Source organism: Brevibacillus nitrificans (assembly GCF_003710965.1).
In the GTDB taxonomy this organism is placed as follows: Bacteria; Bacillota; Bacilli; order Brevibacillales; family Brevibacillaceae; genus Brevibacillus; species Brevibacillus centrosporus.
This window is the reverse complement of sequence record NZ_RHHU01000014.1, coordinates 72,762-99,313: the sequence shown is the minus strand read 5'-3', so window position 1 is coordinate 99,313 and position 26,552 is coordinate 72,762. Positions and strand designations below refer to the sequence as shown.

Annotated in this window: 28 protein-coding genes and 1 other RNA gene; 23 read left to right on the top strand and 6 right to left on the bottom strand. The window is 51.0% G+C overall.

Features of this window, described 5'->3' with window-relative positions; translation table 11 throughout:
* Nucleotides 1-18 precede the first annotated feature (18 nt).
* The 3 genes from ssrS to EDM59_RS22070 all read left to right on the top strand — a co-directional run bounded on the left by ssrS (nt 19) and on the right by EDM59_RS22070 (nt 2,389).
* Nucleotides 19-200: non-coding RNA, 6S RNA (ssrS, locus tag EDM59_RS22080), on the top strand.
* Nucleotides 201-268: 68 nt separating this feature from the next.
* Complete coding sequence (locus EDM59_RS22075) at nt 269-1,024, top strand: tRNA threonylcarbamoyladenosine dehydratase (protein WP_122925601.1); 756 nt, start codon at nt 269-271, stop codon at nt 1,022-1,024.
* 6 nt (nt 1,025-1,030) lie between these two features.
* Nucleotides 1,031-2,389, top strand: coding sequence for an AAA family ATPase (locus tag EDM59_RS22070; RefSeq protein ID WP_122925591.1), 1,359 nt, complete (start codon nt 1,031-1,033; stop codon nt 2,387-2,389).
* Nucleotides 2,390-2,404: 15 nt separating this feature from the next.
* Here EDM59_RS22070 and EDM59_RS31180 read toward each other — a convergent pair whose 3' ends face one another.
* On the bottom strand, nt 2,405-2,578 hold the full coding sequence (locus tag EDM59_RS31180; RefSeq protein WP_183193000.1) for a hypothetical protein: 174 nt from the start codon (nt 2,576-2,578) through the stop codon (nt 2,405-2,407).
* Between the two features lie 97 nt (nt 2,579-2,675).
* On the opposite strand from EDM59_RS31180, the gene cymR reads away from it, so the two are divergent.
* From cymR to EDM59_RS22050, 4 genes are all read left to right on the top strand, one after another.
* Nucleotides 2,676-3,095, top strand: coding sequence for a cysteine metabolism transcriptional regulator CymR (cymR, locus tag EDM59_RS22065; RefSeq protein WP_092269424.1), 420 nt, complete (start codon nt 2,676-2,678; stop codon nt 3,093-3,095).
* A 38-nt stretch (nt 3,096-3,133) separates the two neighbouring features.
* Nucleotides 3,134-4,282: a cysteine desulfurase family protein gene (locus tag EDM59_RS22060; protein WP_122925590.1), complete on the top strand. Its 1,149-nt coding sequence runs from the start codon at nt 3,134-3,136 to the stop codon at nt 4,280-4,282.
* 152 nt (nt 4,283-4,434) lie between these two features.
* Entirely contained in the window at nt 4,435-4,800 is a 366-nt protein-coding gene (locus EDM59_RS22055) for a DUF4183 domain-containing protein (RefSeq protein WP_092269418.1), read from the top strand.
* A 123-nt stretch (nt 4,801-4,923) separates the two neighbouring features.
* Nucleotides 4,924-5,304 carry a DUF4183 domain-containing protein gene (locus EDM59_RS22050; protein ID WP_092269415.1) on the top strand — a complete coding sequence of 127 codons (381 nt, stop codon included), beginning with the start codon at nt 4,924-4,926 and terminating at the stop codon, nt 5,302-5,304.
* Nucleotides 5,305-5,380: 76 nt separating this feature from the next.
* Here the strand turns inward: EDM59_RS22050 and nhaC are convergent, their stop codons facing one another.
* Nucleotides 5,381-6,733 carry a Na+/H+ antiporter NhaC gene (nhaC, locus tag EDM59_RS22045; RefSeq protein WP_122925589.1) on the bottom strand — a complete coding sequence of 451 codons (1,353 nt, stop codon included), beginning with the start codon at nt 6,731-6,733 and terminating at the stop codon, nt 5,381-5,383.
* Between the two features lie 256 nt (nt 6,734-6,989).
* Here nhaC and EDM59_RS22040 point away from each other — a divergent pair, with 256 nt between their 5' ends.
* The 5 genes from EDM59_RS22040 to EDM59_RS22020 all read left to right on the top strand — a co-directional run bounded on the left by EDM59_RS22040 (nt 6,990) and on the right by EDM59_RS22020 (nt 12,033).
* A complete protein-coding gene (locus tag EDM59_RS22040; protein ID WP_122925588.1) occupies nt 6,990-8,654 on the top strand; it encodes a methyl-accepting chemotaxis protein in 1,665 nt (554 codons plus the stop codon).
* 97 nt (nt 8,655-8,751) lie between these two features.
* A complete protein-coding gene (recD2, locus tag EDM59_RS22035) occupies nt 8,752-11,013 on the top strand; it encodes an SF1B family DNA helicase RecD2 (protein WP_122925587.1) in 2,262 nt (753 codons plus the stop codon).
* 74 nt (nt 11,014-11,087) lie between these two features.
* Nucleotides 11,088-11,567 (top strand): PRC-barrel domain-containing protein, encoded by a 480-nt coding sequence (locus EDM59_RS22030; RefSeq protein WP_122925586.1) that lies wholly within the window; start codon nt 11,088-11,090, stop codon nt 11,565-11,567.
* Nucleotides 11,568-11,603: 36 nt separating this feature from the next.
* Nucleotides 11,604-11,810 carry a hypothetical protein gene (locus tag EDM59_RS22025; protein WP_049737968.1) on the top strand — a complete coding sequence of 69 codons (207 nt, stop codon included), beginning with the start codon at nt 11,604-11,606 and terminating at the stop codon, nt 11,808-11,810.
* A 28-nt stretch (nt 11,811-11,838) separates the two neighbouring features.
* Nucleotides 11,839-12,033, top strand: a complete 195-nt coding sequence (locus tag EDM59_RS22020) for a hypothetical protein (protein WP_246011181.1) — start codon at nt 11,839-11,841, stop codon at nt 12,031-12,033.
* Between the two features lie 180 nt (nt 12,034-12,213).
* On the opposite strand, the gene EDM59_RS22015 is transcribed toward EDM59_RS22020, so the two are convergent.
* The gene (locus EDM59_RS22015) at nt 12,214-12,900 is read right to left on the bottom strand and encodes a TerC family protein (RefSeq protein ID WP_092269400.1); all 687 of its coding nucleotides are present in this window, start codon (nt 12,898-12,900) and stop codon (nt 12,214-12,216) included.
* Between the two features lie 367 nt (nt 12,901-13,267).
* Between EDM59_RS22015 and EDM59_RS22010 the strand changes: the two genes are divergently transcribed.
* From EDM59_RS22010 to EDM59_RS21970, 9 genes are all read left to right on the top strand, one after another.
* Entirely contained in the window at nt 13,268-14,332 is a 1,065-nt protein-coding gene (locus EDM59_RS22010) for an AI-2E family transporter (protein WP_122925585.1), read from the top strand.
* Between the two features lie 322 nt (nt 14,333-14,654).
* Nucleotides 14,655-17,303, top strand: coding sequence for an alanine--tRNA ligase (gene alaS / locus EDM59_RS22005; RefSeq protein WP_122925584.1), 2,649 nt, complete (start codon nt 14,655-14,657; stop codon nt 17,301-17,303).
* A 118-nt stretch (nt 17,304-17,421) separates the two neighbouring features.
* Nucleotides 17,422-17,682: an IreB family regulatory phosphoprotein gene (locus tag EDM59_RS22000; RefSeq protein ID WP_092269719.1), complete on the top strand. Its 261-nt coding sequence runs from the start codon at nt 17,422-17,424 to the stop codon at nt 17,680-17,682.
* Nucleotides 17,683-17,692: 10 nt separating this feature from the next.
* The gene (gene ruvX, locus EDM59_RS21995) at nt 17,693-18,109 is read left to right on the top strand and encodes a Holliday junction resolvase RuvX (RefSeq protein ID WP_122925583.1); all 417 of its coding nucleotides are present in this window, start codon (nt 17,693-17,695) and stop codon (nt 18,107-18,109) included.
* A gap of 5 nt (nt 18,110-18,114) precedes the next feature.
* Entirely contained in the window at nt 18,115-18,405 is a 291-nt protein-coding gene (locus EDM59_RS21990) for a DUF1292 domain-containing protein (RefSeq protein WP_092269388.1), read from the top strand.
* Nucleotides 18,406-18,557: 152 nt separating this feature from the next.
* Nucleotides 18,558-19,658: an endolytic transglycosylase MltG gene (gene mltG, locus EDM59_RS21985; RefSeq protein WP_246011179.1), complete on the top strand. Its 1,101-nt coding sequence runs from the start codon at nt 18,558-18,560 to the stop codon at nt 19,656-19,658.
* A gap of 105 nt (nt 19,659-19,763) precedes the next feature.
* Nucleotides 19,764-20,402 carry an O-methyltransferase gene (locus EDM59_RS21980; RefSeq protein WP_122925582.1) on the top strand — a complete coding sequence of 213 codons (639 nt, stop codon included), beginning with the start codon at nt 19,764-19,766 and terminating at the stop codon, nt 20,400-20,402.
* Nucleotides 20,403-20,464: 62 nt separating this feature from the next.
* Nucleotides 20,465-21,106 (top strand): uridine kinase, encoded by a 642-nt coding sequence (gene udk, locus EDM59_RS21975; protein WP_092269381.1) that lies wholly within the window; start codon nt 20,465-20,467, stop codon nt 21,104-21,106.
* A gap of 109 nt (nt 21,107-21,215) precedes the next feature.
* Complete coding sequence (locus EDM59_RS21970) at nt 21,216-23,045, top strand: peptidoglycan D,D-transpeptidase FtsI family protein (protein WP_122925581.1); 1,830 nt, start codon at nt 21,216-21,218, stop codon at nt 23,043-23,045.
* Here EDM59_RS21970 and EDM59_RS21965 read toward each other — a convergent pair.
* Nucleotides 22,978-23,448 (bottom strand): Mov34/MPN/PAD-1 family protein, encoded by a 471-nt coding sequence (locus tag EDM59_RS21965; RefSeq protein WP_092269375.1) that lies wholly within the window; start codon nt 23,446-23,448, stop codon nt 22,978-22,980. The genes EDM59_RS21970 and EDM59_RS21965 overlap by 68 nt on opposite strands.
* A 170-nt stretch (nt 23,449-23,618) precedes the next feature.
* Between EDM59_RS21965 and EDM59_RS21960 the strand changes: the two genes are divergently transcribed.
* Together EDM59_RS21960 and EDM59_RS21955 are read left to right on the top strand one after the other, a co-directional pair.
* The gene (locus EDM59_RS21960; protein WP_122925580.1) at nt 23,619-24,683 is read left to right on the top strand and encodes an HD-GYP domain-containing protein; all 1,065 of its coding nucleotides are present in this window, start codon (nt 23,619-23,621) and stop codon (nt 24,681-24,683) included.
* 157 nt (nt 24,684-24,840) lie between these two features.
* The gene (locus EDM59_RS21955) at nt 24,841-25,413 is read left to right on the top strand and encodes a GNAT family N-acetyltransferase (RefSeq protein ID WP_122925579.1); all 573 of its coding nucleotides are present in this window, start codon (nt 24,841-24,843) and stop codon (nt 25,411-25,413) included.
* A gap of 72 nt (nt 25,414-25,485) precedes the next feature.
* Here the strand turns inward: EDM59_RS21955 and EDM59_RS21950 are convergent, their stop codons facing one another.
* On the bottom strand, nt 25,486-25,683 hold the full coding sequence (locus EDM59_RS21950) for a hypothetical protein (RefSeq protein WP_122925578.1): 198 nt from the start codon (nt 25,681-25,683) through the stop codon (nt 25,486-25,488).
* 111 nt (nt 25,684-25,794) lie between these two features.
* The gene (locus EDM59_RS21945; protein ID WP_122925577.1) at nt 25,795-26,544 is read right to left on the bottom strand and encodes a PRC-barrel domain-containing protein; all 750 of its coding nucleotides are present in this window, start codon (nt 26,542-26,544) and stop codon (nt 25,795-25,797) included.
* Between the last annotated feature and the right edge of the window lie 8 nt (nt 26,545-26,552).

Below are 26,552 nucleotides of genomic sequence, written 5' to 3'. Positions count from 1 at the left end.
CAGTGGTAATACTAAAAAGAAGCCCTGCGATGTACGTGAAATCCGATAGTTTTGAGCCACAAAGTTTGTTTAGGGAGTTTTTCGTCCGCAACTGTAAAGGCATGCCTCCATCGAGTGGACGTCTGTAATGGTTGGGCAAGACACCCACCTGCGATGAGCAGGTTCAAAACTAAGGAGCTACACGGCATAATGGGGCTCCTTTTTTCGCTGGAATCCTACTTTTCCGATGGATTATAATTTCGCGGATGAAATGAAAGGTGACAAGAAGATGCTCCATCAATTTTCTCGTTGTGAATTGGCCTTCGGTCCCGAAGGTTTGGAAAAAATGAAAAATAGCCGCGTTGCGGTATTAGGTATAGGCGGAGTGGGATCATTCACGGTTGAGGCATTGGCCCGCACAGGCGTAGGCAAGCTTGTGATGGTTGACAAGGATGTCGTGGATATTACGAACATCAACCGTCAGATTCATGCTACACTAAATACCGTCGGGCAAAAAAAGGCGGAGCTGATGAAGGAACGGATCGCTGCGATTAATCCGGAGTGCGAGGTCGTTACCCTGAACATGTTCTTTACAGCGGAGACCGCCGATGAATTTTTCGCGCATGAAGTGGATTATATCGTAGATGCCATGGATACCATGTCCGCGAAGCTGTATTTGATCAAGGAAGCGAAACGACGCAACATTCCTATTATCTCCAGCATGGGAGCGGCGAACAAAATGGATCCAACCCGTTTCGAGGTAGCCGATATCTCTCAAACGAGCTACGATCCGATCGCCAAGGTGATTCGTCGTGAGCTGCGCAAGGCTGGGATCTACAAAGGGGTAAAAGTGGTCTATTCCCGTGAGATTCCGGTGACCGTCCGCTCAGATGTGCGTGAACAAATCGTTTCCAATCCGGATTCACCCATTAGCAAAGTGCGGCAGCCTCCAGCAAGCAACGCCTTTGTCCCTTCCGTAGCTGGATTGATTCTGGCAAGTGTCGTTGTGCGTGATCTGTTGGACTGGCAGCCGATAAAAGGATAGTGACCTATGGATGATCTTTTCACGTTTGCCTACGACCAGCAGGGTGGAGGCAAACAAAAGCCATTGGCTGCCCGCATGCGTCCCCAATCGATACAAGAGGTCATCGGGCAGTCCCACATTCTCGCCCCAGGCAAGCTATTGCGACGTGCTATCGAAGCTGACCAAGTATCCTCGCTGATCTTTTACGGACCGCCTGGAACGGGGAAAACCACTTTAGCCAAAGTCATTGCGAGGTCGACGCGGTCCCATTTTTCAGAATTGAATGCGGTCACTGCTGGCGTCGCGGACATCCGGAAAGTGGTGGAAGCAGCCAAGGAGAGGCTTGTCATGGACAATCAGCGAACCACGTTGTTTGTCGACGAGATCCATCGCTTCAACAAATCCCAGCAGGATGCGCTTCTGCCTTATGTAGAAGAAGGGACGATTATTTTGATTGGAGCGACCACGGAGAATCCTTTTTTTGAGGTGAATCCGGCCTTGCTGTCCCGCTCGCAGATTTTTTCACTACAGTCGTTGAATCACGAAGAATTGGGTCAAGTGATGGAGAGAGCGTTAACAGATGAAGTAAATGGGCTGGGAGAGCTTCGGGTCTCTCTGACACCAGAAGCTTCTGAGCATTTGATCCATTATGCAGAAGGCGATGCCAGGAGATTGTTGAATGCCTTGGAGCTGGCTGTTACCACGACGCCTGCAGATGCGGACGGGCGTGTGACGATTACCCTGGATGTCGCGGTAGAGTCTATTCAGCGAAGAGCTGTCCGTTATGACAAGAGCGGAGACAACCACTACGATACGATCTCCGCTTTCATCAAATCCATCCGCGGCTCTGATCCGGATGCAGCCTTGTATTGGCTTGCACGAATGATCGATGCGGGAGAGGATCCGCGCTTTATTTCCCGCAGGCTTGTCATTTCTGCTTCGGAGGACATTGGCAATGCCGATCCGCAAGCCATCGCAGTCGCTACCGCCTGTTTTCAAGCCGTGGAACTGGTCGGCATGCCGGAGGGACGGATCCCACTGGCGCAAGCGACGACCTACCTGGCTACAGCTCCGAAAAGCAATGCCGCATACAATGGAATCAATGCAGCCTTGGGCCGGATCAGAAACGATGGTCACAAGGCAGTCCCGATCCATTTGCGCGACGCGGCCTACAAGGGTGCTGCCAAGCTGGGGCATGGAAAGGGCTACAAGTACCCGCATGATTACCCTTATGGGTATGTTCCGCAGCAGTATTTGCCAGATGGTGTGAACTATTCGTTTTACCAGCCCAAAGACCATGGCTACGAAAGGCATATCAAGCGATTTCAGGAAGAGCGAAAAAAACTGGATGACCGGGGATTGCCACAAAAAAACTCCCCCGAATAGAGGGAGAGCTTTTCGTCAGGTACGGACATCTCCGCCTGGCTTATTTGGCAGATCGCCATTTTCATTCGGCTGCTTGCTCTGTTCGGTGGCACCGTAGCGGGCTTTGTGAGCGATGGTTCCCGCCGGCTGATCGTACAAGGTATTGGACGGGTGGTTCTTTCCCCGTTCTGAACGCTTATTTGTCGCCATGTGACTTCACCCCCATGGATGCTAGTTTGTCCCGACACGCCCAAGTCATGTAGGGGCTGGTGGGGGGAAAAGATTTGTATAGAGGAGAGATTGTTACGTGAAGATTTCTACGAAAGGGCGTTATGGGCTCACGATTATGATGGAGCTGGCCAACCGTAACGGTGAAGGGCCGACTTCGTTGCGCAGCATCGCCCAGCGTCATGATTTGTCTGAGCATTATTTGGAGCAATTGATCGCGCCACTGCGCAATGCTGGATTGGTAAAAAGTATTCGCGGTGCCTACGGTGGATATGTTCTAGCCAAACAGCCGGAAGAAATTTCAGCTGGCGATATTATCCGTGTGCTGGAAGGTCCGATTAGCCCTGTAGAGTTCGCGGAAGAGGAAGATCCAGCAAAACGCTACCTGTGGCTGCGCATTCGCGACAGCATTTCCGCTGTACTCGATTCGACTTCCTTGCAAGACCTGATTACGTTTGAGGATGACGGTCGTTCGGACAGCTACATGTTTTACATTTGACCTATTGTCAAATGATTAATGAGCAGAAGGTGACACCCGTGTCTGACATGATGTACTTTGATCACGCCGCCACTACCCCGGTGCATCCTCGGGTATTGGAGGCGATGACCCCATACTTGACGCAAGTGTTTGGCAATCCGTCCAGCGTACATGGCTTTGGTCGAGAGGCACGCAAAGCTTTGGAGCAGGCGAGAGATCAGATTGCTGCTTTCATGGATGCCGATCCCCAGTCGCTCATCTTTACTGGCAGCGGGACAGAAGCAGATAACCTGGCGATTATCGGAGGAGCGATGGCACAGCGGGAACGCGGACGTCATATCATCACCTCCCAAATTGAGCATCACGCCGTTTTGCATGCGTGCGAATACTTGGAGCAGGAAGGCTTTGAGGTGACGTATCTCCCGGTGGATGAGACAGGTTCCGTTCGATTGGCTGATCTGAAGGAGGCTGTTCGCCCGGATACTGTGCTCGTATCCATCATGTACGGCAACAACGAGGTAGGCACGATTCAACCGATTGCGGAGATTGGTACGTTTTTGCGTGAAAAAGGCATTCTTTTTCATACCGATGCTGTACAAGCCTTTGGCGTACTGCCTATTCGCGTGCGGCAGCTCCCTGTGGATATGCTCTCTGTGTCTGCCCATAAGATCAATGGACCCAAGGGAGTAGGCGCGCTGTATCTGGCGAAAAAAGTTCCGATCGAACCGATCCTGCATGGTGGCTCCCAAGAGCGGAAACGCCGAGCGGGGACAGAAAACCTCGCAGGAATCGTCGGATTTGCAGAAGCCACAAAGGTGACCGAAGAGGAAATGGACGGCCGCGTCTCCAAATACAAGCGAATGAAAGAAGAAATGCAGACGGTTTGGAAGGAAGCGGGGATTGCTTACCAGGTCAATGGTCACCCCGAAATGGTCATGCCGCATGTTTTCAATGTCAGCTTTGTTGGTGTACACACAGAGACGATGCTGATGAACTTGGATCTGGTCCATATCGCTGCATCGAGTGGATCTGCGTGTACGTCGGGCTCGCTTGAATTGTCCCATGTTTTGAAAGCCATGCATCTGGAGGACAGCGTCTCGCACTCTGCCATTCGCTTTAGTTTTGGCATCACGAATACCGTGGACGAAGCACGCCGTGCAGCAGAGGCTGTGGCCAAAATCGTCCAGCGACTGGTCAAGCGCGCATAAAAGAATGGATTGGTATAGAGAAAGAGGATGGAAACCGTTTGGGAGGAAGCTGCCCGAGCGGTTTTTTTGCATGCATCTGGTAGGTGAAGAACCATGCCATTCTGTAAACAAAAACATACTCTAAAGAAAATGACAGAGAGCAGGGGGAGGATATGCACATACGAGATGCAGCCTCAGCGAGACGGAAGCTACTTGTGCCATCGGGCTGTCCCGATATTTTTCCAGGCAGTGTCAATCAAGGACAATTCCTGCAAACCGAAGTGTACTATTACTGCGCTTTGGCCAGTGGCAGTACCCGTTATTTTACGGACCACGACCGTCTGATTGAATACCAGTCTTCACTCATTCTCGATCCGCAGCAAGTGTCCTATATGAATCTTTTTGTCAACGGCATGCTCCAGCCTCCCATTGTGTACGAAGTGAGGAGGGGACTTTTGCTTCTCAAGACAACGGATGTACCACAGCCCGGAGTCATAATTATGCTGCAATTTGTAAAGATTCTGTTGCCTAATCCGTGAGCGATCAACACCGGTTCATTTTGTGCTGTAAAAATAGGAGCTGCATCAGAGGCACTTGTCCACACACTTTTCGCAAGACCTCATACAATACAGTATGGATGAGAGAAAGGAGGAGAGTTTCACATGGCACTTGAAATCATGAAAATTGTCGTAGGGGCTAGCACTGTCACTGATGTAGTACCAACGGCAACTCGTCTGTTTTATCAGGTCCCCGCTTTGACTACCGGTCCGACCACGTTGAGCATCGACGCAGCTGATTTTCTCCAGGACGATGGAAACGCGGCAACCACTCTGCCTACCTTGGATGCGAACAACAGCTACTACAACGTGTTCATCAATGGTGTTTTGCAAATGAGCGGGCTTTCCGTGTATACACCAGGGGCAACAGGAGTAGGGAGTCTCGCCATTACCGTACCCACAGGGGAAAGCATTTCTGAGGATACAGTCGTGGTGCTGGAAATTGTCAGCTACGCTCCGACTTCGACTACGACGATTACTGGTTAAAGAACGAGCAAAAACCGTTTGGGAAAACGATCCCGAACGGTTTTTTTTTTGTAGAAAATTCTCTTGACGATCGAAGCTACGCCTTTTTGCGCCATGCGTACAGGAATGTCAACAAAGGCGAGAGCCACAGGTACATGACGTACGGCAGGTATTCCAGAGTAGAGACGTGCAGGGTCGTGCTAAAAAAGGCACCGCTGACGCCCCAAGGGATGAGCGGATTGACGAGCGTGCCGCAGTCCTCCAGCGTACGGGACAGTCTCCTGCCTTCCATCTTCCGAGCCACGAATGCTTCTCGAAACATTTGCCCAGGCAGCAGGATAGATAGATATTGTTCCCCTGTCAGCACATTAACGAGGATGGAGGAAGAGCCAGCCAGGCCAACCAATTCCGCGTCTTTTCGTATACGCTTGATCAGGCCGCTAAATAGAGCATGGAAAACGCCGCTGCTCTGCAGGATGCCACCGAGAGACAGCGCAATCAGAATGAGGGCAACGGACCAGGTCATCGACAAAAGGCCGCCCCGGTTCACGATAGCTGTCACCGCTTCGTTAGGAATGTCGAGGGTAAAGCCGTTTTGCATGACGTTCATCCAGGTCACGGGTGAATAGACGCCTTGCATCCACGCTGCCGTAGCAATACCGCTGACAATCCCGAAAACGAGTGTAGGGAGAATCGGCTTGCGCAGGGCGGAGCAGACGAGCACGACGAGAGCCGGAAAAAAGGTTCCGAGCCCCAAAGCAAAGTGCTGCTCCAGAGCGATTCGGATCTGGGAAATGGCATTCAGATCAACTTCAACCGTTCGCCCCTGCAGGCCGAAAAACAACGCGGTCAGGACGAGAGCGGGGATCGACGTGTTCATCATGAATTTAATATGAGAGGCCAGGCTGACGTCTGCCATGGCTGCCGCGAAGTTGGTCGTATCAGAGAGCGGAGACATTTTGTCCCCGAAACAAGCCCCGCAAATGATCGCACCGGCAGTTAGCAGCGGGTCCAAGCCGAGGGCTGTTGAGACACCCATCAAAGCCACCCCGATGGTACTGAGCGTCGTAAAAGAGCTTCCCGTCACACTGGATACGATAATCGTCAAAAACAGGGTACTGATCGTAAAGTATTCGGGAGAGATCACGGAAATTCCGAGATCCAGGATGGTTGGGACGGTTCCGCTCATCATCCAGACACCGATCAGGATGCCAATCAGGCAGAGGATGAGCATGGGAGCGATGGCAGACTGGATGCCTTTGATCAGTCCATCCTCCATTTGCTTCCAAGAGACTCCAAAAAAACGCAGCAGGGTAGCAGCAACGATCGTTGCCCCCAGGAGCGGCATATGGGGCTCTACTTTGCCAAAGAACAGGGCCGGAAAGAGAATCCCAAATATAGCAAGCAGCACCCAAAGGCTTTGGGCAAAAGATACAGATTTGTTGTTCATGCTGAAAACTCCTCGTAGATGGTAGGTTCACTTTTCCGCTTCTTTGCTTTTGTGCTTTTGTGCGTTTAAGTGAACTAGAGGTACTTTATCCCGATTTGCTAGATTCGTCAACGAATTCCGCTGTATTCGTAATCGTAAAAAAATACGGAGTAATGAGCCATTTTGACTGTGGTGATCCTCTGGAAAGTGGTACACTTATGCTTGGCAGGCTATGACAATAGAACTACTGCTCCAGTAACAAAAAGGAGAGGGAATTATGTTTGTGAAAGGCATTTCGGTTCGTTTTAAGCTTGTAATCACTATCCTGGTTCTCACGATGGTTCCTTTAATGACAGTTGGTTATGTTCAATTTGAAAACGCTCGCAAAGCGGTTTATGAGCTTACGGTGACGGATTTGCAATACATAACGGAAATGAAGGCAAGGGAGCTTGCGCCATACACGCAAAGTACGGAACTTTTTGAAGGAAACAAACAGAAAATTAGTGAAATTATCGGTGAGGTGTCTGAGAAATACTACAAGCCAAATGGGATGAACGGCTATGCTTATCTGATCGATGCAGCAGGAACAGCCATTTTTCACCCGGATCCAGCTGTGCAAGGCACATCGCTTGCTCAGGAAGGTTTTACGCAAGAAATTTTGCAGAAAAAGCAAGGGTGGCTGGAATACGAATTTCAGGGCGCAACCAAATTGACGGTCTTTCAAACGTTGCCGAACGGTTGGGTTTTGGTTATTGGCAGCTTCCAGGACGATCTTTTAAAAACGATTGAAGGCAGTCGTCTTCTCATGTTTTTGCTAAGTCTGGCCAGTGCATCTCTTGCCTTGGTAGTAGGGATCTTTATCGTCAATAAACTGGTTCGCCCGCTTAAAGAGCTTGTGGCTGCCATGAAGGAAGCGGAAGCGGGAAATCTGACAGGCGTTGTCCAGGTACGTTCTCGGGACGAGATTGGGGCGTTGTCCTCCATGTACAATGAAATGATGGGGGGATTCCGTACCATGCTGCGGGAGGTACAGCTCGTCTCCCAGCAGGTTGCCTCCGCGTCCGAAGAATTGACGGCAAGCGCTTCGGAGAGTGCACGCGCCTCGGAGCAAATCTCAGCGGCTTCTTCGGAAATGGCGAACGGATCTGAACAGCAGAAGCAGACGGTTTTTGAAACGACACATTTTCTCCATCGCATCGGAAGTGACATTTCGCAGATCGCAGAGTCGACGAACCACGTGAATACGGATGCGAACCAAGCCTTTCATCTGGCCAAAGATGGAGAAAGCAAGCTGACTTCTCTGGCGCAGGAAATGGATCAGATTACGAATCGTGTTCGTCAGACGGAGCAGGTTGTGCGAGAGCTGGGTGTCCAATCAGAAAAAATCATGGGCATCATTACAATCATTCGCCAAATCTCCGATCAGACCAATCTGCTCGCGCTCAACGCAGCGATTGAAGCAGCACGCGCAGGTGAGCAGGGACGCAGCTTTGCTGTGGTTGCCCAAGAGGTGCGAAAGCTGGCAGAGCAGTCGGGGCAAGCGGCAGAGGAAATTGCTGGCCTCATCCATACGACGCACCAGGAGATTCAGGAGGCGGTAGAGGCGATGGGTTCGACCACGGAAGCTGTCCAGGAAGGCAGGGGCGGGGTTTCATCCGCGAGCGAAAGCTTCCAGCAAATCTTGATCGCCGTTCAGGATGTAAGCCATCAGGTCAATCGAATGAACGCAGCGGCTCAAGCCATCCATCGCGATACCGAAAAGCTGGTAGGAAACTCGGATCGCATCGTGAGGCTCGCTGAAACGGCTGCCCATGACACCCAAGAGGTAGCAGCTGCGTCCGAAGAGCAGACTGCGACAACGGAAGAGATGTCTGCTGCTGCGGAAAACTTGGCGCAAATGGCAGAGCGGTTGTCAGAACAGATAAAACGATTTACAATTTAACAAGCGTTTACTGGTAGAATCCACTTTGGTTGAAAGTGGATTTTTTCCTTCCCAACGGGTATTGAGACGAAAAAGAACTGGGCAAGGAGGAAGCAAGATGGACGAGCAGCAATCAATTTCCTTGTTTGCTGAAAACTACATTCGGGGATTTGTCACCCAAGAAATTTTTTACAATGAGGAAACATGGTACGGTGTTATCCGTCTAAAGATAGAAGAGACAACGGAATCCATCAAGGATTCGGAAGTCATCATCGTAGGGAATTTTCCAAAACCACATCCGGATGAGCTCTATACATTTTACGGGGACTGGAAAACACATGCGCGCTTTGGACAGCAGTACGTGGCCAGACGGTACGAGCGGGAGGCACCCAAAACAATTGCAGGGGTCGAACGCTATTTGGCGAGCGGGCTTTTTCAGGGCATCGGAAAAAAGATGGCGCAGCGCATCGTTGAGCAGCTCGGCGTGGACGCTTTGACCATCATCGCGGACTACCCGGAGAGGCTGGCAGAAGTGCAGGGGATCTCCGAAGCGCGGGCCAAGATCATCTATGAATCGGTGATTGAGCATCGTTCGCTGGAGAGTGCGATGGTGTTCCTCTACGACTTTGGTATCGGTGTCAACATGGCACTGCGTATTTACCAGACCTACAAGCTGGAAACGATGACGGTGCTGAAGGAAGAGCCGTATCGTCTGATTGAGGATGTCCAAGGCATCGGGTTTAAACGGGCGGATGATATCGCGCGCTCAACGGGGATTGCCGCTTCTTCAGAAGAGCGGGTAAAAGCAGCAGCCTTGTTTACGCTGCAGGAGGCGTCCTATTCGGAAGGACACGTGTATCTGCCTGTGGACGAGCTTTGCGAAAAAACGATGAGGCTTTTGGACGAGTGTGGCGGGCATGCATTTGCGGCGGACGACATTACACAGGCTGTCGAAGCGCTGTTTATTGCCACAAAGATTGCCTGGGAAGACGATCGGGTTTATTTGCCCTCCCTGTTTTTCGCAGAGCTTGGACTGGCAAAGAGACTGCGGCATTTTTCCGAGCGTGATCAATTTGCCTCCTTTCCTACCTCTGAGTTCTACAGAGCCATTGGAGCGGTGGAGGATGAGCTGGCCATTACGTATGCACAGACGCAGCGTGACGCGATCCAGCAGGCGATTACATCTGGTCTGATGCTGTTGACTGGGGGACCTGGTACGGGAAAAACGACCGTGATCAGAGGGATCTGTCGCGTGTTTTCTCAGCTGCATGGCTTGTCGCTGGACCTCAAAAAGTATGGGGAAGACAATCCGTTTCCGATCGTGCTCGTGGCCCCTACTGGCCGTGCAGCCAAAAGGATGACGGAGACGACTGGACTTCCTGCGATGACGATCCACCGACTGCTCGGCTATAAAGGCGAAAGCTTTGAGCATGACGCGGAGCATCCGATTCAGGGACGCCTGTTGATTATTGATGAAATGTCCATGGTGGATATCTGGCTGGCAAACCAGCTTTTCCGGGCGATTCCGGATGATATGCAAATTATCATGGTGGGTGACCCTGATCAGCTGCCGTCAGTCGGGCCAGGAAACGTGCTGCAGGACATGATCCGCTCGGGTTTGCTGCCGCTGGTTCAACTGACCGAAATCTACCGTCAGGCGGAAGAGTCCACGATTATCCGGCTTGCGCATGATGTGCGAAAAGGAAATGTACCGGCGGATTTGCTGCACACGACACCGGATCGGCGATTTTTCACAAGTTCGCCACAAGATGTGCCGGAAGCAGTGAAACAAATTTGCTCGGGGGCCGTAAAGAAAGGGTATACGGCAAAAGATGTACAAGTCTTGGCCCCTATTTATAAAGGAAGTGCCGGTGTTAACAAGTTGAATGAAGAGTTGCAGGAGCTGTTTAATCCGAAGACAGCCCAAAAGCGGCAAGTGACGTTTGGAGAAACGGCTTTCCGCACGGGTGACAAAGTCCTGCAACTGGTGAACAATGCCGAAGAACAGGTGTTCAACGGTGACATGGGTGAGATTGTTGCGATTTTTTTCCCGAACGAAAACGCAGAGAACGAAGAGATGCTGGTCGTATCCTTTGACGGCCGGGAAGTAACATACAAGCGCTCCGCGTATCATCAGCTGACGCTGGCGTACTGTTGCTCCGTTCATAAGTCACAAGGGAGCGAATTTCCGATCGTAGTCATGCCGTTCGTAAAAAGCTATTACCGAATGCTTCGGCGCAAGCTTGTCTATACAGGGATTACCCGAAGCAAATCCTTCCTCATCATGTGCGGCGAGCCGGATGCATTCCGCGCGGCAGTGGAAACAGATGAAGAGGGCGTACGGTACAGCTATCTCGAGGAACGGCTTCGGCAAGGGTAGGTTTGGAACCTTTTGCGTCGAATGACCCCCGTCCAATCGCCAGATACTAAAAGGGCGGAAGGGGGAAATCCCACATGCGCAAGGCATTGGATGTAGTCGGCTTGCCCGTCGTTTGCCTGCAAACAGGAGAGACGATCGGTACCGTCCGTGACATTCTTTGTGACTCCAGCTGGTATGTACGTGGAGTCTTGCTGAGCGAACAGGGTTGGTTCCATCCAGGTACCTACATTCCTACCGAACGTATACACGCGGTAGGGGAGTCCTGCCTTACCGTATCGGGTAAAGACGCGATTACGCCCTTGCCACATCTCGCCGGTCTGGAACCTGTCGGCTTCGTGACGGGAAAGACGAAACTAAAAGGAAAAGCGGTTATTACCGCTTCCGGTGAACTCCTGGGCAGATTGGAAGACGTTTACTTTTCTGCGAACTGGGAGAAACTAGTAGGGTACGAACTGTCTAATGGCTGGTTTGCGGACATAACCGAAGGCCGAAAACGCCTCTATGCGCCGCCAACCGTTATCGTCGGGGAGGAAAACCTGATCGTGCCGGACTAATGGTTCGTAGCCAGGCGTGAAAGGGAGGAAAGCGTAATGCGTGTCATTTGCCCGAACTGCAGTTCCAAAGATGTAGGAAAAATTGGTACCAATCAGTACTACTGCTGGAATTGCTTTATAGAGATGAGCGTGACAAACGAGCAGATCGCCTCTGTCTACCAGGTGGAGGAAGATGGGTCGTTGCACTCGCTCAATGATCTGTTTATCGAGGATCAAACGGTTAGCGCTCAACTGAATATGTAAGTTCACTGAGCGACTAAAACAACTGGAGGTGGCACGCTTGGTAGTAAGAAGCCTGTTGCGCGTCCTTGCCACAAGCGGTATCGTGGCAATCATTGGCTATTTGATGGCTCCGCGCCGACGCAGTCGATTCGCATTCAAATGGAACCGAATGCCTTTCTCCATGCGCGACATGCAGCGTATGATGAAAACAGGGCGCAAACTGATGCGTGCCGTTGCCAGGTAACCTAGATGAAACGATCCAAAAGCTGACGCCTGTCATTTCGGGTGTCAGTTTTTTTGTCTTGTTTTATCGCAGAAAAAAGACACCTCAGGCAGCCGCACCGACTATCCTGTAAGATGGCCGCTGCTCTGCGAGAGGTGTCTTTGGTTATTTATGAATTTGGTGCAGCTGGGTTTGGCCTGCTTACGATTGTTCTGCCAATCGCTTTTGCTTCTGGCTTTTCATGCGACCCGTCAGCAGTACGCCAACTACGATGGCTACGATGAATACCCATTTCACCCAAGGATAAGCGGCGAAGAAGGGGGCCAGGAATTTTTCCGAGGTAACCATGCTCGCTGCCGTATAAGCCAATACCGCAGAACCGATGTAAATGACGATCGGGTATTTCTCCATGAACTTCAGAATCATGGTACTTCCCCACACCATGATTGGAACGCTGATGACCAAACCGATGATCACCATCAGGAAGTCGCCATGGGCAGCACCTGCAACTGCGATCACGTTATCCAGACCCATCACCGTATCTGCGACGATAATCGTCCAGATCGCTGCTCCCAAACTGCCGCTTGCTTTCATGTTTTCATGACTGTCATCCTGTACGAGCAGCTTCAGCGAGATCCATACGAGGATCAATCCGCCGACGAGCATCAGACCAGGAATTTTCAGCAACCAGACGACTGCCATAGTCGCCAATGCACGAATGACAATAGCACCGACCGTTCCCCAAATAATTGCTTTTTTCTGCTGATGTGCGGGGAGATTTCGAGCAGCCATCCCGATGACAATCGCGTTGTCGCCCGCTAATACCAAGTCGATGACGACAATGGCAAGCAGCGCCGACCAAAACTCAGGGGTAAACAATAGATCCATTTCTCTTCCTCCTCGTCCTTGGAAAGTAAAAATCCTCCGGCCGTTTTCTTGATACCTCCTATAGTTTGCTGCAGAGGGGGAAAAAGAAAACGACCTTTCCCTGGACAGGCAAAGGTCGTGAAACAAACAGAAAAAGACCTTTACCTGTTAGGCAAAGGTCTTGCTTACAACATAAGGAACATGTTGCCAACATAGCCGGGGATTTCTCCCGTAATGACGACTATGTTGCGAAAAAGCTACTCCCCTTTGGAGATATCCACTTGTAATATCATACTACTTCGATGATTCCGATGTGTCAATAGGGTACATGATTTTTGTGCGGCTGAGCCATTCTATTAGATACGGAAAGGAAGGGAGGTCTGTCAGCATGGATGAACTCCGGCGCAGTCGCCTGTTCGCCGCCGCCATTTGGCTCATCGCCCTGTTGATCATCGCCAACTTGTTGTGGCTGCTGCGACCTGTCTTGTCACAGCTGTTTCATTTATTGGAGGAAGTCCTGGTCCCCGTGCTGGTCGGCCTGATTATCGCGTACTTGCTCCATCCCATTGTGCAGCTGCTGGAGAGGCGCAGAGTTCCGAGGCTCATGGCTGTATTGCTTATCTACGGTTCCTTTGTGCTCGTGATTGCCATCGCCGTCGTCAATGCCATTCCGATTTTTACGAAGCAGCTGGTGGAGCTGTCCGATGATCTGCCGAGGCTATCTGAATGGTACTACAAATGGATGAGCGAATGGGAAGCACATAAATATTTCTTACCCGACAGCATCTCGCACGGGGTGGATCGTGTCATTCTGCAGTCGCATGAGAATATGTCGCGTTCCGTCACGCAGCTGGTAAACAACGCCCGCAACTCAATCGGAAAGGTGCTTGCGTATGCCGTTGTTCCGTTTATCGCCTTTTATTTGCTGAAGGATATGAAGCAGCTGCACGAAGCGGGAATGTCAGTCGTGCCTCGGGCGTACCGCAAGCAGGTTCTCGCGGTATTGCGCGACATCAACGAATCACTGGGAAACTACATACACGGACAAATGACGGTCGCAATTATCGTTGGCGTCTTTGCTTACTTGGGATACTGGCTGGTCGGAATGCCTTATCCGTTTGTCCTCGCAGCTTTTGTCTGCTTGACGAACATCATTCCGTACATCGGGCCTTTGATCGGCGCAGCGCCTGCAGTCGTGGTTGCCTTGACCATTTCAACCAAGATGCTCTTGCTTGTGCTTTTGATCAATATTGTGATTCAGGTCGTGGAGGGGAATATCTTGTCGCCCAATATCGTAGGGCGTTCCCTACACCTGCATCCGCTGCTCATTATCATGGCGCTCCTGGCAGGGGAGGCCATTGGCGGTGTCATTGGCTTGATCGTGGCTGTACCTGTGCTGGCCGTTTGCAAAGTGATTATCAGTCGAGTGGCTTTGATGTTGCATGAAAGTTGACAGTGATCGCCAAAAAAATTTATAATACGAACAAAGCAATACTGCATTGATCAATGAGGGAACGAGTACGTTGCAGCCCTTCTACAGAGAGGACGCTCCACGGTTGAGAGAGCGCCCAGAAGAAGTGTGACAGAAGGCTACTCCTAAGACCGGGCAAAAACCGGCGGCTTGGCACCGTTAAAAGCCGGAAAGCGACAGGCATTTTGGCTCTTTTTTTTGAGCAGAGTGTATGCCTGTAAGCAGGGTGGTACCGCGAGAAAAACAGTTCTCGTCCCTGAGGGGATGGGGGCTTTTTTTATTTTTTCTTTAGAGGAGAATGTAAATGAAGAAACTGACAGGCAATCAAATTCGCCGGATGTTCCTGGACTTCTTTGTGGAAAAAGGACACCGTATTGAACCGAGCGCTCCCTTGGTTCCGATCGACGACCCTTCCTTGCTGTGGATCAACAGCGGTGTGGCGACTCTCAAAAAATATTTTGACGGCCGCATCATCCCGGACAACCCACGCATCACCAACTCGCAAAAATCCATTCGTACCAACGACATCGAAAACGTTGGACGCACGGCTCGTCACCATACGTTTTTCGAGATGCTGGGGAACTTCTCCATCGGCGACTACTTCAAAGAAGAAGCAATCGAGTGGGCATGGGAATTCTTGACCAGTCCAAAATGGATCGGCTTTGATCCAGAGCTGCTTTCCGTTACCATTCACCCAGAGGACGAGGAAGCGTTTGAATACTGGAACAAAAAAATCGGCGTACCGGAAGAGCGAATCGTTCGTCTGGAAGGCAACTTCTGGGATATCGGCGAAGGCCCAAGCGGTCCGAATACGGAAATTTTCTACGATCGTGGTGAGGCGTTCGGAAATGATCCAAGTGATCCTGAACTCTACCCAGGCGGTGAAAACGAACGCTATCTGGAAGTTTGGAACCTGGTGTTCTCCCAGTTCAACCACAATCCAGACGGCACGTATACGCCACTGCCGAAGAAAAACATCGATACCGGTATGGGTCTTGAGCGCATGGCTTCCATCATTCAAGGGGTGGACAACAACTTTGAGACAGACCTGTTGTTCCCGCTGATCGAGGAAACCAGCAAGATCTCCGGTGTGGCATACAAGACAAGCCCTGAAATGGACGTTGCCCTGAAAGTTGTCGCTGACCACGCTCGTACGGTTGTGTTTGCGATCGGTGACGGTGCACTTCCTTCCAACGAAGGTCGTGGCTATGTGATCCGCCGCCTGCTTCGCCGTGCCGTTCGCATGGGGAAAAAGCTGGGCGTGGAAAAACCGTTCCTGTACAGCTTGACCGCAACAGTAGGTACTATGATGGGCGAATTCTACCCAGAAGTGGTGCAAAAACGCGAATTCATTGAAAAAGTCATTCGTGCCGAGGAAGAGCGTTTCCACGAGACGTTGAACGATGGACTGGCGATTCTCTCCGACATGGTGAAGAACGCGAAAGCAGCAGGCAAAACGCAGCTTTCCGGCCAAGATGTGTTCAAAATGTACGATACGTATGGATTCCCTGTGGATCTGACAGAGGACTTTGCGGATGAGCAAGGGCTGACCGTTGACCGCGATGGGTTCGATCAAGCGATGGAAGAACAGCGTGAACGCGCTCGTGCGGCTCGTCAGGATGTAGACAGCATGCAGATCCAAGGCGGTCCTTTGTCCGAGCTGACGGTTACGAGCCAATTTGTTGGTTATACTGAATTGGTAGCGACAGGTAAAGTAGAAGCGATTATTTTCGAAAACCAACTGACAGAGGAAGCGGAGGAAGGCCAGACCGTTCAAGTCGTTCTGAGCCAGACACCGTTCTATGCGGAGAGCGGCGGACAGATCAACGATGAAGGCTATCTGATCTCCGATTCCGTAAAAGCACGTGTAACCGACGTACAAAAAGGTCCTAAAGGCCAAAACGTACACTCTGTTACGGTGGAAGCGGGCACACTGCGCAAAGGCGACGAAGTGCGCGCAGAGGTGAATCGCGAGGCACGTCTGGCGATCACCAAGAACCACACGGCTACACACCTGTTGCACCAGGCTTTGAAAGATGTACTGGGCACGCATGTGAACCAGGCTGGTTCTTTGGTTGCTCCTGAAAGACTGCGCTTTGACTTCACACATATCAGCGCTATCACAGCAGAAGAGCTGGAGCGCATTGAAGCGATCGTCAACGAAAAAGTGTGGGAAAATCTCGCTGTCGAGATTTCCAACAAAGCGCTTGCAGAAGCAAAAGCAATGGGTGCTATGGCTTTGTTTGGCGAAAAATACGGTGACATCGTACGCGTGGTAAAAGTGGGCGACTACAGCCTGGAGCTGTGCGGTGGCTGCCACGTAAGCAATACGGCAGAGATCGGACTGTTCAAGCTCGTGAGCGAAAGCGGCATCGGTGCAGGCACTCGTCGTATCGAAGCGGTAACCGGTCGCGGTGCTTACCAGTTCCTGAACCAGCAGTTTACTACGCTGAAGGAAGTGGCACATGCTCTGAAAGCTCCAGTTATTGCAGAAGCTCCTGCACGTGTAGAAGGGCTGCAGCAGCAGCTGAAAGAGGCACAGCGTGAGAACGAATCGCTGCGCGCGAAGCTGGGTAACATCGAGGCGGCTTCCCTGACCGATCAGCTTACGCAAGTGGATGGCATGAACGTGCTGGCTGCACGCGTCTCGGCAGTCGATATGGACAACCTGCGCGGCATGGTGGACGAGCTGAAAAACAAGCTGGGCTCCGCTGTGATCGTTCTCGGTGCAGTAGACGGTGACAAGGTGAACCTCGTAGCAGGGGTCACCAAGGATCTGATGGATCAAGGCATTCATGCCGGTAAGATCATCAAGGAAGTCGCGACTCGTTGCGGCGGTGGCGGCGGTGGCCGTCCTGACATGGCACAGGCAGGCGGGAAAGATCCATCCAAGCTTCAGGAAGCACTGGATGCAGTAGCTGAGTTCGTGAAAACGCAAGCAGTGGCGAAATAACACAGCCAAAGTGTAAAATTTGCGCGATCTACAAGGAGTAGAGTCGAGCAAGGTCGAATACAATGGGTAGCAAGAAGCCAGTAAGGTACAAGTCTCAAAGGAAATCGAGGTGTTGATTGTGAGTTCGTTGGATAATACCATGAAGTTCACGGTGCCAAAGGAAGCAAATGCGGCGGAAGTGCAAGAGACATTGACAGAGGTGTACAAAGCCCTTCAGGAAAAGGGATACAACCCGATCACCCAGATCGTCGGTTACTTGCTCTCTGGCGATCCGGCGTTTATCCCACGCCACAACAACGCGCGCAGCCTGATTGGCAAATTGGAACGGGACAAAATCATAGAAGAGTTGGTGACCGTTTACTTGTCAGAGCGCAAGTAAGCCTGCTTATATGACACGATTATTGGGTTTAGATGTTGGCGACAAAACGATTGGAGTAGCAGTCAGTGATGAGCTTGGTTGGACGGCCCAAGGGGTAGAGACGATCAAACGGCAATCCAAAGAAAAGGATTTTGCCCGCTTGCAGGCGCTGATTGCCCAGTATCAGGTTGGCGCCATCGTGGTTGGCTTGCCAAAGAATATGAACGGCACGATCGGTCCCCGTGCGGAAATGTGTCAGTCATTCGGCAAGCTGCTGCAGGAGAAGACTTCTCTTCCTGTCCACATGTGGGATGAAAGGTTGACGACCATGGCAGCGGAGCGTATGCTTATCTCTGCCGATGTCAGTCGCCAAAAGCGAAAGACGGTAATAGACAAAATGGCGGCCACATTGATCCTACAAGGATATTTGGACGCAAAATCGAGGTGACCACAATGACTGAAGAGATGAACGAAGAGTTTGAAGTGGGCGATGTGATTGCCCTGACAGAAGAAGGTACCGAGGAGCCTCGTGACTTTAGGATCATGTACATCTTTGACATCGAAGATCGCAGCTATTTGGTGCTTGTACCCGTCGATCAAGAAGAGGAAGAGGAATACGAGGTTCACTTCCTGCGCTATGACGGTACAGACATGCTGCAGCCGATCGAAGACGACGAAGAGTGGGAACAAGTCGAAGCTACCTTCGAAACGCTGATTGCGGATCTCGAGAAAGACGGTATTTAAGAAAAAACGAAGGAGGACCCAGATGAGGGTCCTCTTTTTTCTACAAAAATCGCGCTTTTTTCCTGAAATATCCTATATCGTGACAAGGTAGACACCCCTCCTGTATAATGATGAGGATCGAGAGAGAAGACCCTAAAGGGAGGATTTCGAATTTGAAACCCATGTCAGTGAAGCCTGATCGCCAGGCGGATCGACCAGTTGTCATGCGACGCAGACGAGGCGGAGGTCTCTTTCGCTGGATTGTCGCTCTCTTTTTGCTGATGGTAGTGGCTGTCGGGGGAGGCAGTCTGTACATCTATCAGCAGCTGCAGCCGGTCGAAGGTGAACAAACCGCCAAAAACGTTACAATCCCCTCAGGTTCTTCCGTCCGGGACATTGGACGGTTGTTAGAGGAAGCGGGATTGATCCGAAATGCAGATATGTTCAGCTACTATGTAAAGTATAAAGGGGTGGCTCCCGATCTAAAAGCGGGAGAATACCAGTTTACCACGGGGCAGACCATCGATGCCTTGCTCCTGGATATGACGGAAGGAAAAACCGTCGTGAGTGCCAAACGCTTTACGATTCCGGAAGGCTGGAATGTGGAGCAAATCGCTGAGCATTTGGACAAGGAAGGCATCGTCGAAAAAGCAGCCTTCTTGCAGGAGGTAGACAAGGGAGAGTTCCCGGATTATCCGTTTGTCGCGCAAATTCCTGCCAGCAAGGAACGCAAGCATCGTCTGGAAGGATACTTATTTCCGGAAACGTATGAGATAAAGAAGGATGCAACAGCCCACGAGGTCGTATCCAAAATGCTGGCGCAGTTCGAGAAAGAGTGGAGGCCGGAGTGGACGACTGAGCTGCAGCAACGTAAACTGACGGTGGATCAAGCTGTGAATCTCGCGTCTATTGTCGAGCGGGAAGTGACCGTGGATAAAGAAAGACCGCTCGTTGCCGGTGTGTATTACAACCGAATCCGCGACAAATGGCCGCTGCAGGCAGATGCCACTGTGCAGTTTGTTTTGGGCAAGCAGAGGGATCGTCTGACCTTCGAGGATTTAAAGGTAAAGAGCCCGTACAATACGTATACCAACCCGGGACTGCCGCCAGGACCGATTGCCAATCCAGGGAGAGCTTCACTAGAGGCTGTCGTGAAGCCAGCCAAGCATGAGTACTTCTTCTACGTGACGAAAAAAGACGGTACATCCGAACACTATTTCTCTCGAACGCTGGAAGAGCACAATGCGAATAACGCCAAAAGCAGGGGAAACTAAAAAAGTTTCCTCTGCTTTTTTGCTGGTTCGGGTGACGGACCTCGGTATAGATTTTCTATGGAGGTATGCTATAATAATTCGGTTGCATGATAGAGGAGTGAAAAGATGATTACCCATCCAGCGATAGATGACTATATTGCAGGCTTGGTTCCTGAGCGCTCGGAATTGCTTGCGCGCTTGGAAAAGGAAGCGGCTGCTGAAAATATTCCCATCGTCCAGCTGCCTGCGGCTCAGGTCATGAGGATGCTGCTTTTGCTGCACCGACCTCAGTCTATCCTCGAGGTAGGAACGGCGATCGGCTATTCTACCATTTGGCTGGCTGAAGCAGCACCTGAAGCTCGTATCGTTACTCTGGATATTGATGAGGAGCGGTTGACTCGAGCTCGTGCGAATGTGGCGGAAGCGGGCGTTCAGGAGCGGGTTGAAATCCTGCTGCGCGATGCTACGCTCGGATTGCCGGACTCCTACCAATTTGACTGCTTGTTTATTGATGCTGCCAAGGGTCAATATCGGGCATTTCTCGATCTGTACCTTCCTTTCCTGCGTGAGGGAGGTCTGGTGATCAGTGATAATGTTTTGTTTCGCGGGCTGGTTGCTACACCGGAAGAGGCTACGAAACGTCAGCGTCCGATGATCGATAAGCTGCAGGCATTTAACAAGCATTTAGTGGAACATCCGGAGTTGGAGACCACTTTTATACCCGTAGGCGACGGTCTTGCTGTCAGTCTAAAAAAGAAAAAGTAATCACGAGCAAACAATCCGAGGTCGATAGTGCCTGGATGCCAAATAGGAAGGGGATATGAGGCATGCGCAACCCCGTATTGATTGGGGTAGCTGGAGGCAGTGGCTCTGGAAAGACGACCGTCGCCAGAGAATTGTTTCGCCAGTTTCAAAACGACAGTGTGACGATGATCGAGCAGGATTCTTATTACAAGAACCAAGATCATTTGAAAATGGAAGAACGTCAATTGACCAACTACGATCATCCTTTTGCATTTGACAATGACCTGATGCTTTCCCATCTGCAGGATTTGCTGAAAGGCAAGGCCATCGAAAAACCAATCTACGATTTTAAAGAGCATACGAGAAAAAAAGAAACGCTCCTGATTGAACCGAAGGATGTCATTATCCTGGAAGGGATGCTGATCCTAGAGGACGAGAGAATCCGCGGTCTGATGGATATCAAAGTGTTCGTGGATACGGATGCGGATGTTCGGATTGTCAGAAGAATGCTTCGCGATATCGAGGAGCGGGGACGCTCGATGGAGTCGGTAGTCAATCAGTACCTGAATGTCGTCCGTCCGATGCACCTTCAGTTCATTGAACCGACGAAGCGTTACGCTGACGTGATTATTCCCGAAGGCGGCTATAACCGCGTCGCACTGGATCTTTTGTCTACGAAAATCAGCAACATTCTGCTGGAAAAACAGCAGTTGGCCAATACCTAAAGCGATTCCACCAAACACGCTGCCTTTGTCAGCGTGTTTTTTCGTGCTTCTCGTTTCCGGCACTCTCTTTCGGGCAATACTGGCTAAAAAAGCCAGGGAGGGAAGATTCGTGCAACTGGAGCGGCGGCTGAAACGCAGGCACTTTCTGGTCTTGATGGGTATGACGCTCGTATGGATGGGTTTGATCACGAGACTGTGGTGGATTCAGATAGGGGCTCCTCACCGCTTTACCAAGCGCAACATCGATCTGGTCAAGAACGCGGTTAAACAGCGGCAGCAAAGCATTGTCCTTCATAGCGGACGCGGTGATATACGAGATCGGAACGGCTATGCCTTTACAGGGGAAGAGCATCGGGCTTTGATCCTTTTTCCGCTCGCACGTGGCACTTTAGCTGGAACAGATGGTTTATCCCGTCTGTCCGCGATTGTTTCCCAACCGGTAGAGCGGCTTGCAGAAGTCATGGAGAAAGCGAAAGCTCCATTATTACTGCGCAAGGAAGATGGGAAACTGATCGTTCTCAGCGAGAGGCAGGCTGAGCAGATCAATGCGCTCGACATTCCGGGAGTTGTAGCGCTGGCAGTCACGGAAAGATACAGGCCTGATGAGGTAGCCAAGCATGTCATCGGCTTTATTAATCAAAATCCCAACCTGGTCGAGTCACTGTATCCAGAAGAATGGGCAAGCGGAAAAATGAATGCGGACAGCACGATCGGAGCTTCTGGCTTGGAGCGCAGCTTTGACCGGTTTTTGCAAGGGGTCGAGCCCTCCATTTTATCGTATTACGTAGACGGACAGGGGAAGCCGCTGCGCGGGCTTGACATCCGCTATTCAAAGCAGGAAAACGAATACTACCCGCTCGCACTGACGACGACTCTCGATGTGCATATCCAGCGGAGCATGGAGCAAATTGCGGATGAAGTGGGCTTGAAGCAAGGGAGCATTGTCGTGCTGGATGCCCAGACTGGAGATATCCGTTCGATGGTCAGCCGCCCTACATTCGATCAGACGAAGGTCGATGTGCGTGGGGATGACTGGAAAAACAGAGCGGTGAAGCAGCTTCCGCCAGGCTCCATTTTTAAAACAGTGGTAGCGGCGGCCGCCTTGGCAGAAGGGCTCGTGTCACCAACGGAGCGTTTCACTTGCACGGGAGAATATGGCAAGTATCATTTTTCTTGCTGGAAAAAGGAAGGGCATGGAAGCGTGACAATGGATGAGGCCTACGCCCAGTCGTGCAACATCGCATTTGCTCAGATCGCCAATCGGGTGGGGGGAGAAAAGCTGGAGGAGTATGCAAAGCGCCTAGGCTTGTCCGAGCAGGTCGGTCATGCGACAGCTCACTTGTTCAAGCTCGATGGTTTTCGCCAAATCGAAGGCGAGGACCGTGGCGCAATATTCGCCCAAGGGGTTTCCCGCCGAGACGAAGGAGTCCTGATACAGACAGCGATCGGTCAGCGGGATGTCCGGGTAACCCCCCTGCAGGCTGCAAATATGGTCGTATCGATCTTGCGCGGCGGTCAGCCAGCACAAGTACGTGTGGTCAATGAAATTGCGTACAGAAACGGACAAACCTTTCACCGTTTCCCTATGCAGGTACTTCCGGTTCAAGGCATTGACTACGTCACGGCGAGCAAGCTGCGCAAAATGATGCGAAAGGTAGTAACGGAAGGGACGGGGCAGCTGCTGGGAAGCGCGCCATGGGAGGTGGCTGGCAAGACTGGGACGGCACAGACAGGTGGAGCAAACCAGTCGCAAAATCACCTCTGGTTTATCGGCTATGCACCATATGATGAACCGCAATACGCACTCTGCGTGGTAGCGGAAAATCAGCCAAGCTGGGGAGGAAATCAGGCTACGGAACTGTTCCGCCGGGCTATTGATGCACTTTCCGGTCAAACAGCTCAATCTTCCCAACCTCGCGCAGGGAATTCCCAAGAATAAAGCCTCTTGCCTGGACTTGATTATGTCTACCCAGACCAACGATCAGCATCAGCGGAGAGGGAGACGTGTAAATGGACTGCGTGGCTTTTTCCCAGATGGTCTTTTTGTCTCCCTTGCTGGGCGATAGCCTTTTAATGGTATGACTGTGCCAATCCCCGAGATACTCCCACTTCCGGCTCTTGCTCAGGTTGCGAACGAGTTTGCGTAAATGAGCGTCGTCGAAATAGACGGAATGGGGGCTCTGTATGGCTTTTGGCCCAGGCTCACTTGCATAAGTCACGACCCAACGATCATCACCCATCGGATATCCCATCATTACCCCTCCGGTCTCGAGCGAGGGGTCTTTTCTTACGGCGGTCTCGATCTGTTTCCAAGCTTTCGGAGTGATGTACAGAATCGTCATCTGACGGATGTCCCTCCTAAGAAATCACCTGTTGCTACTCACTCATCATATGTAATGAACGGGCAGAGTGTCCCGAATGAGAATGAAGTTTAGGAATGTTTTAAAAAATAGATTGTAACCAACATCCTTGACTTCTATAATTTAGAAAAAGAGAGTGAAAGGTTGATCCTATGTCTTTTGCACCAGTAGACAATTCACTAGAGGGAAGAGTCTTAGCAGCTGATTTGTTCACGGAAAATGGAATCCTGCTGCTACCCGAAGCAACGGTTATTACCGCAGCTCATGTGCAGCTGCTTCAAAAGCAACGCATCAATGAAGTAGAAGTGCTGCAGGAGCTAGCTGAGGGAGTGGAGGCGAATATCCGGACACAGCTCATGGAGCTGGATGCAGATGAAAAGACGGTCGCCGCGTACATCGAGGCTTTGGACAAGACAAAGTCGCTGTTTGACCAAGCGAGTAAAAGCGAGACGCCAGAGCTTGCGCAGTTCGCGGAAATCTTCGGCCAGGTAGCCGAGCAATCCATGAAGCAGCTGGGATTATTTCGTTCGCTGTACGTATTGGAGGGAGCGGATAGCTATACCTACCGTCACTCTTTAAATGTCGGAATTCTCTGTTCGTTGATTGCGCGGCTGATCAAATGGGACGGGGAACGTGTCGCGTTTATGGGAACAGCAGGCTTTCTGCATGATTTGGGTAAGATGAAGGTCCCTACAGAGGTTCTGCTCAAGCCTGGAAAGCTGACCGAAGAGGAGTTTGCTGAAGTCAAGAAGCATACGCTGTACGGCTATCAAATGATCAAGGAAATGGAAGGCTCCTCTGAAATGCTGGCGCTCTGCGCACTGCTCCACCATGAGCGTTTGGATGGCACTGGGTATCCCAAGCAGCTCAAAGGCGATGAAATCCCAGTGGAGTGCCAAGTGCTGGCGATCGCCGACATGTTTGATGCGATCTGTTCGGATCGGGTATACAAGGAACGGACCTCCCCTTTTGAGGCTGCCCAGCTTCTTTGGAAGGAAGCATGCAACGGAAAGCTGAACATTGAGATTGTCTCCCAATTTGTGCGCTACATCGCCCTGCTCTATGTTGGTGCAAGAGCTCGCTTGAACAGTGGCGAGGAAGTCGAGGTCATTTTGATTCATCAGGATGAGCCGATGCGACCGCTTGTCAGGAGACAGGACGAGTTTATCGATTTGCGCCATGACAGGAAGCTGACGATTGAAAAAATGATTGGATAGTTTACATAGCGATAAGGGCCGCTCTTTTATGGGAGCGGTTTCATTTTTGCTGTTCTGTGAACGTTTCCTTGGTTGGCTCGACCCCTCAGACGGATTGTGACACAATAAAGAAGTGCACGATATGGGGTAGATGCATGGAGGGAAGGAGAACAACAAAATGATACGTCAAGCCACACCTGAGGATGCTGTTTTTGCGTCGCCGCTCATCTACGAGGCTATTGGTGATATAGCCCACTCACTTACAGGAGCGACTGATCCGCAGGAGGCCATTCGCGTAATGAGCGTTTTCTTCGCGCAACCGAATAACCGCTTAAGCTACCAAAATGCGCTCATCGCTGTGGATGAAGACAAAGGCGAACCGATTGGACTGGCTCTGTTTTACCACGGCAGCCAAACGAAGCAGCTGGATCAGCCATTTGTCGCGTATGTCGAGCAAGTGACAGGTACAGCGCCGGTCATTGTCAAAGAAGCACGAGACGATGAGTTTTATCTGGATACAGTTGTCGTCAAAGCGGAGTACAGAGGAAAGGGAATCGGGAAATCCCTGCTGAAGGCTTTCGAACAGGAGGGCAAGCATTGCGGGCATGACAAAATTTCCCTGTTGGTGGACCAGGAGAATCCGAGTGCCCGTAGGCTGTATGAAGCTATCGGCTATCACCAGGACGGAACGATTGTAGTCAGTGGACATTTATTCAGCCATATGGTCAAAAACTTGACTGTATGGGTATAGGGGAGAACCGTTTCCTTCCGTGCAAGAGCTGCTCGCGGGAAACGGTTTTTTCGTGTAGGGAGGCTATTTTCGTTACTGCCTTTTGGAACGAAGCTCTTGTTCCAGTGCTTCCACCCGTTTTTCAAGTGCCTCGATCGCATGTTGTCTTGCTTTGGATGGATTGGTGACTTTGAAGATACTTACGATTGCGAGGATGAGGGGAAGGAGAAAAAAGATGAGTTGAAAAATCAGTGTCCCCCATTCAATGGAGACGGCGCCGAAGTCTAGCACGGATATCCTCCTTTTCGATGATTTCCATTATTTTACCAAATGAACAGATACAAAAGAAGACCCCGGCTGCCGAGGCGCCTGAGGTCCTATCACTTGAAAGAGGTAGTAAGACTATTCCGCTACTTTTAAGGCAAGCTCCAAGGCTTTGTTGCTGCCCATCGCTTTTGCCTGATTGACAATCTCAGCAGTGATGACCGTACCTTCCTCAGCAAACAGCTCGCCGGAAGGATCGTACAGATTCGCGGACAAGGTTTTGCCGATCAGCTCTTCAAGGTCAAGCCCATCCGAAGAGGAGGAGGGTGCCGGTTCTGGCGAAGAGACAGGAACATCTAGAGCTTCAGCTGGTTGCTCGTCTGCTTTTCCTGAGCGGAAAGCTTCGTCGGAAACGAGAGGATTCTCTCCTTCATCAGAAATGACGGTGATTTCCTTCCCGAAAGTGATGACGGCAGTCTCCGGTAGAACAGAAATTGCGTCAGGGGTGTCCAGGACACAGCCTAAAATTTTCCCCGTTTCTGGATCGAAATAATATTCGGTAATTTGTCCGAAGTGCTGGCCTTTTCGCGAAATGATTCGAGAACCTTTAATTTGGATATTTTTACTCAGCAGCTCGTTGGCAATGGGGATATCGGCGAGATCGATCACGGCGTTCTCCGATTCGATTGTGACGGCATAATCACCCAGTCCTTCAACCAGCTTGAAGGGAATAGCCTTGATTCCAAAATCCCACTGATCATTTTGGACGACCATAAATTCGATGCTGCGCATGTCTGGATTGATGACGAAATTTTTTACTTTGCCGATTTCTTTCCCTGCCAAAATGCTAATGATCGGTTTTCCCAAAACTTCTTTGCTTTGTTTCATGACGTTGC

Coding starts and splice junctions, on each gene's coding strand:
- EDM59_RS22075 (WP_122925601.1), top strand. CDS start 269: ATGCTCCATCAATTTTCTCGTTGTGAATTGGCCTTCGGTCCCGAAGGT.
- EDM59_RS22070 (WP_122925591.1), top strand. CDS start 1,031: ATGGATGATCTTTTCACGTTTGCCTACGACCAGCAGGGTGGAGGCAAA.
- EDM59_RS31180 (WP_183193000.1), bottom strand. CDS start 2,578: ATGGCGACAAATAAGCGTTCAGAACGGGGAAAGAACCACCCGTCCAAT.
- EDM59_RS22055 (WP_092269418.1), top strand. CDS start 4,435: ATGCACATACGAGATGCAGCCTCAGCGAGACGGAAGCTACTTGTGCCA.
- EDM59_RS22050 (WP_092269415.1), top strand. CDS start 4,924: ATGGCACTTGAAATCATGAAAATTGTCGTAGGGGCTAGCACTGTCACT.
- nhaC (WP_122925589.1), bottom strand. CDS start 6,733: ATGAACAACAAATCTGTATCTTTTGCCCAAAGCCTTTGGGTGCTGCTT.
- EDM59_RS22040 (WP_122925588.1), top strand. CDS start 6,990: ATGTTTGTGAAAGGCATTTCGGTTCGTTTTAAGCTTGTAATCACTATC.
- recD2 (WP_122925587.1), top strand. CDS start 8,752: ATGGACGAGCAGCAATCAATTTCCTTGTTTGCTGAAAACTACATTCGG.
- EDM59_RS22030 (WP_122925586.1), top strand. CDS start 11,088: ATGCGCAAGGCATTGGATGTAGTCGGCTTGCCCGTCGTTTGCCTGCAA.
- EDM59_RS22025 (WP_049737968.1), top strand. CDS start 11,604: ATGCGTGTCATTTGCCCGAACTGCAGTTCCAAAGATGTAGGAAAAATT.
- EDM59_RS22015 (WP_092269400.1), bottom strand. CDS start 12,900: ATGGATCTATTGTTTACCCCTGAGTTTTGGTCGGCGCTGCTTGCCATT.
- EDM59_RS22010 (WP_122925585.1), top strand. CDS start 13,268: ATGGATGAACTCCGGCGCAGTCGCCTGTTCGCCGCCGCCATTTGGCTC.
- alaS (WP_122925584.1), top strand. CDS start 14,655: ATGAAGAAACTGACAGGCAATCAAATTCGCCGGATGTTCCTGGACTTC.
- ruvX (WP_122925583.1), top strand. CDS start 17,693: ATGACACGATTATTGGGTTTAGATGTTGGCGACAAAACGATTGGAGTA.
- EDM59_RS21990 (WP_092269388.1), top strand. CDS start 18,115: ATGACTGAAGAGATGAACGAAGAGTTTGAAGTGGGCGATGTGATTGCC.
- EDM59_RS21980 (WP_122925582.1), top strand. CDS start 19,764: ATGATTACCCATCCAGCGATAGATGACTATATTGCAGGCTTGGTTCCT.
- udk (WP_092269381.1), top strand. CDS start 20,465: ATGCGCAACCCCGTATTGATTGGGGTAGCTGGAGGCAGTGGCTCTGGA.
- EDM59_RS21965 (WP_092269375.1), bottom strand. CDS start 23,448: ATGACGATTCTGTACATCACTCCGAAAGCTTGGAAACAGATCGAGACC.
- EDM59_RS21960 (WP_122925580.1), top strand. CDS start 23,619: ATGTCTTTTGCACCAGTAGACAATTCACTAGAGGGAAGAGTCTTAGCA.
- EDM59_RS21955 (WP_122925579.1), top strand. CDS start 24,841: ATGATACGTCAAGCCACACCTGAGGATGCTGTTTTTGCGTCGCCGCTC.
- EDM59_RS21945 (WP_122925577.1), bottom strand. CDS start 26,544: ATGAAACAAAGCAAAGAAGTTTTGGGAAAACCGATCATTAGCATTTTG.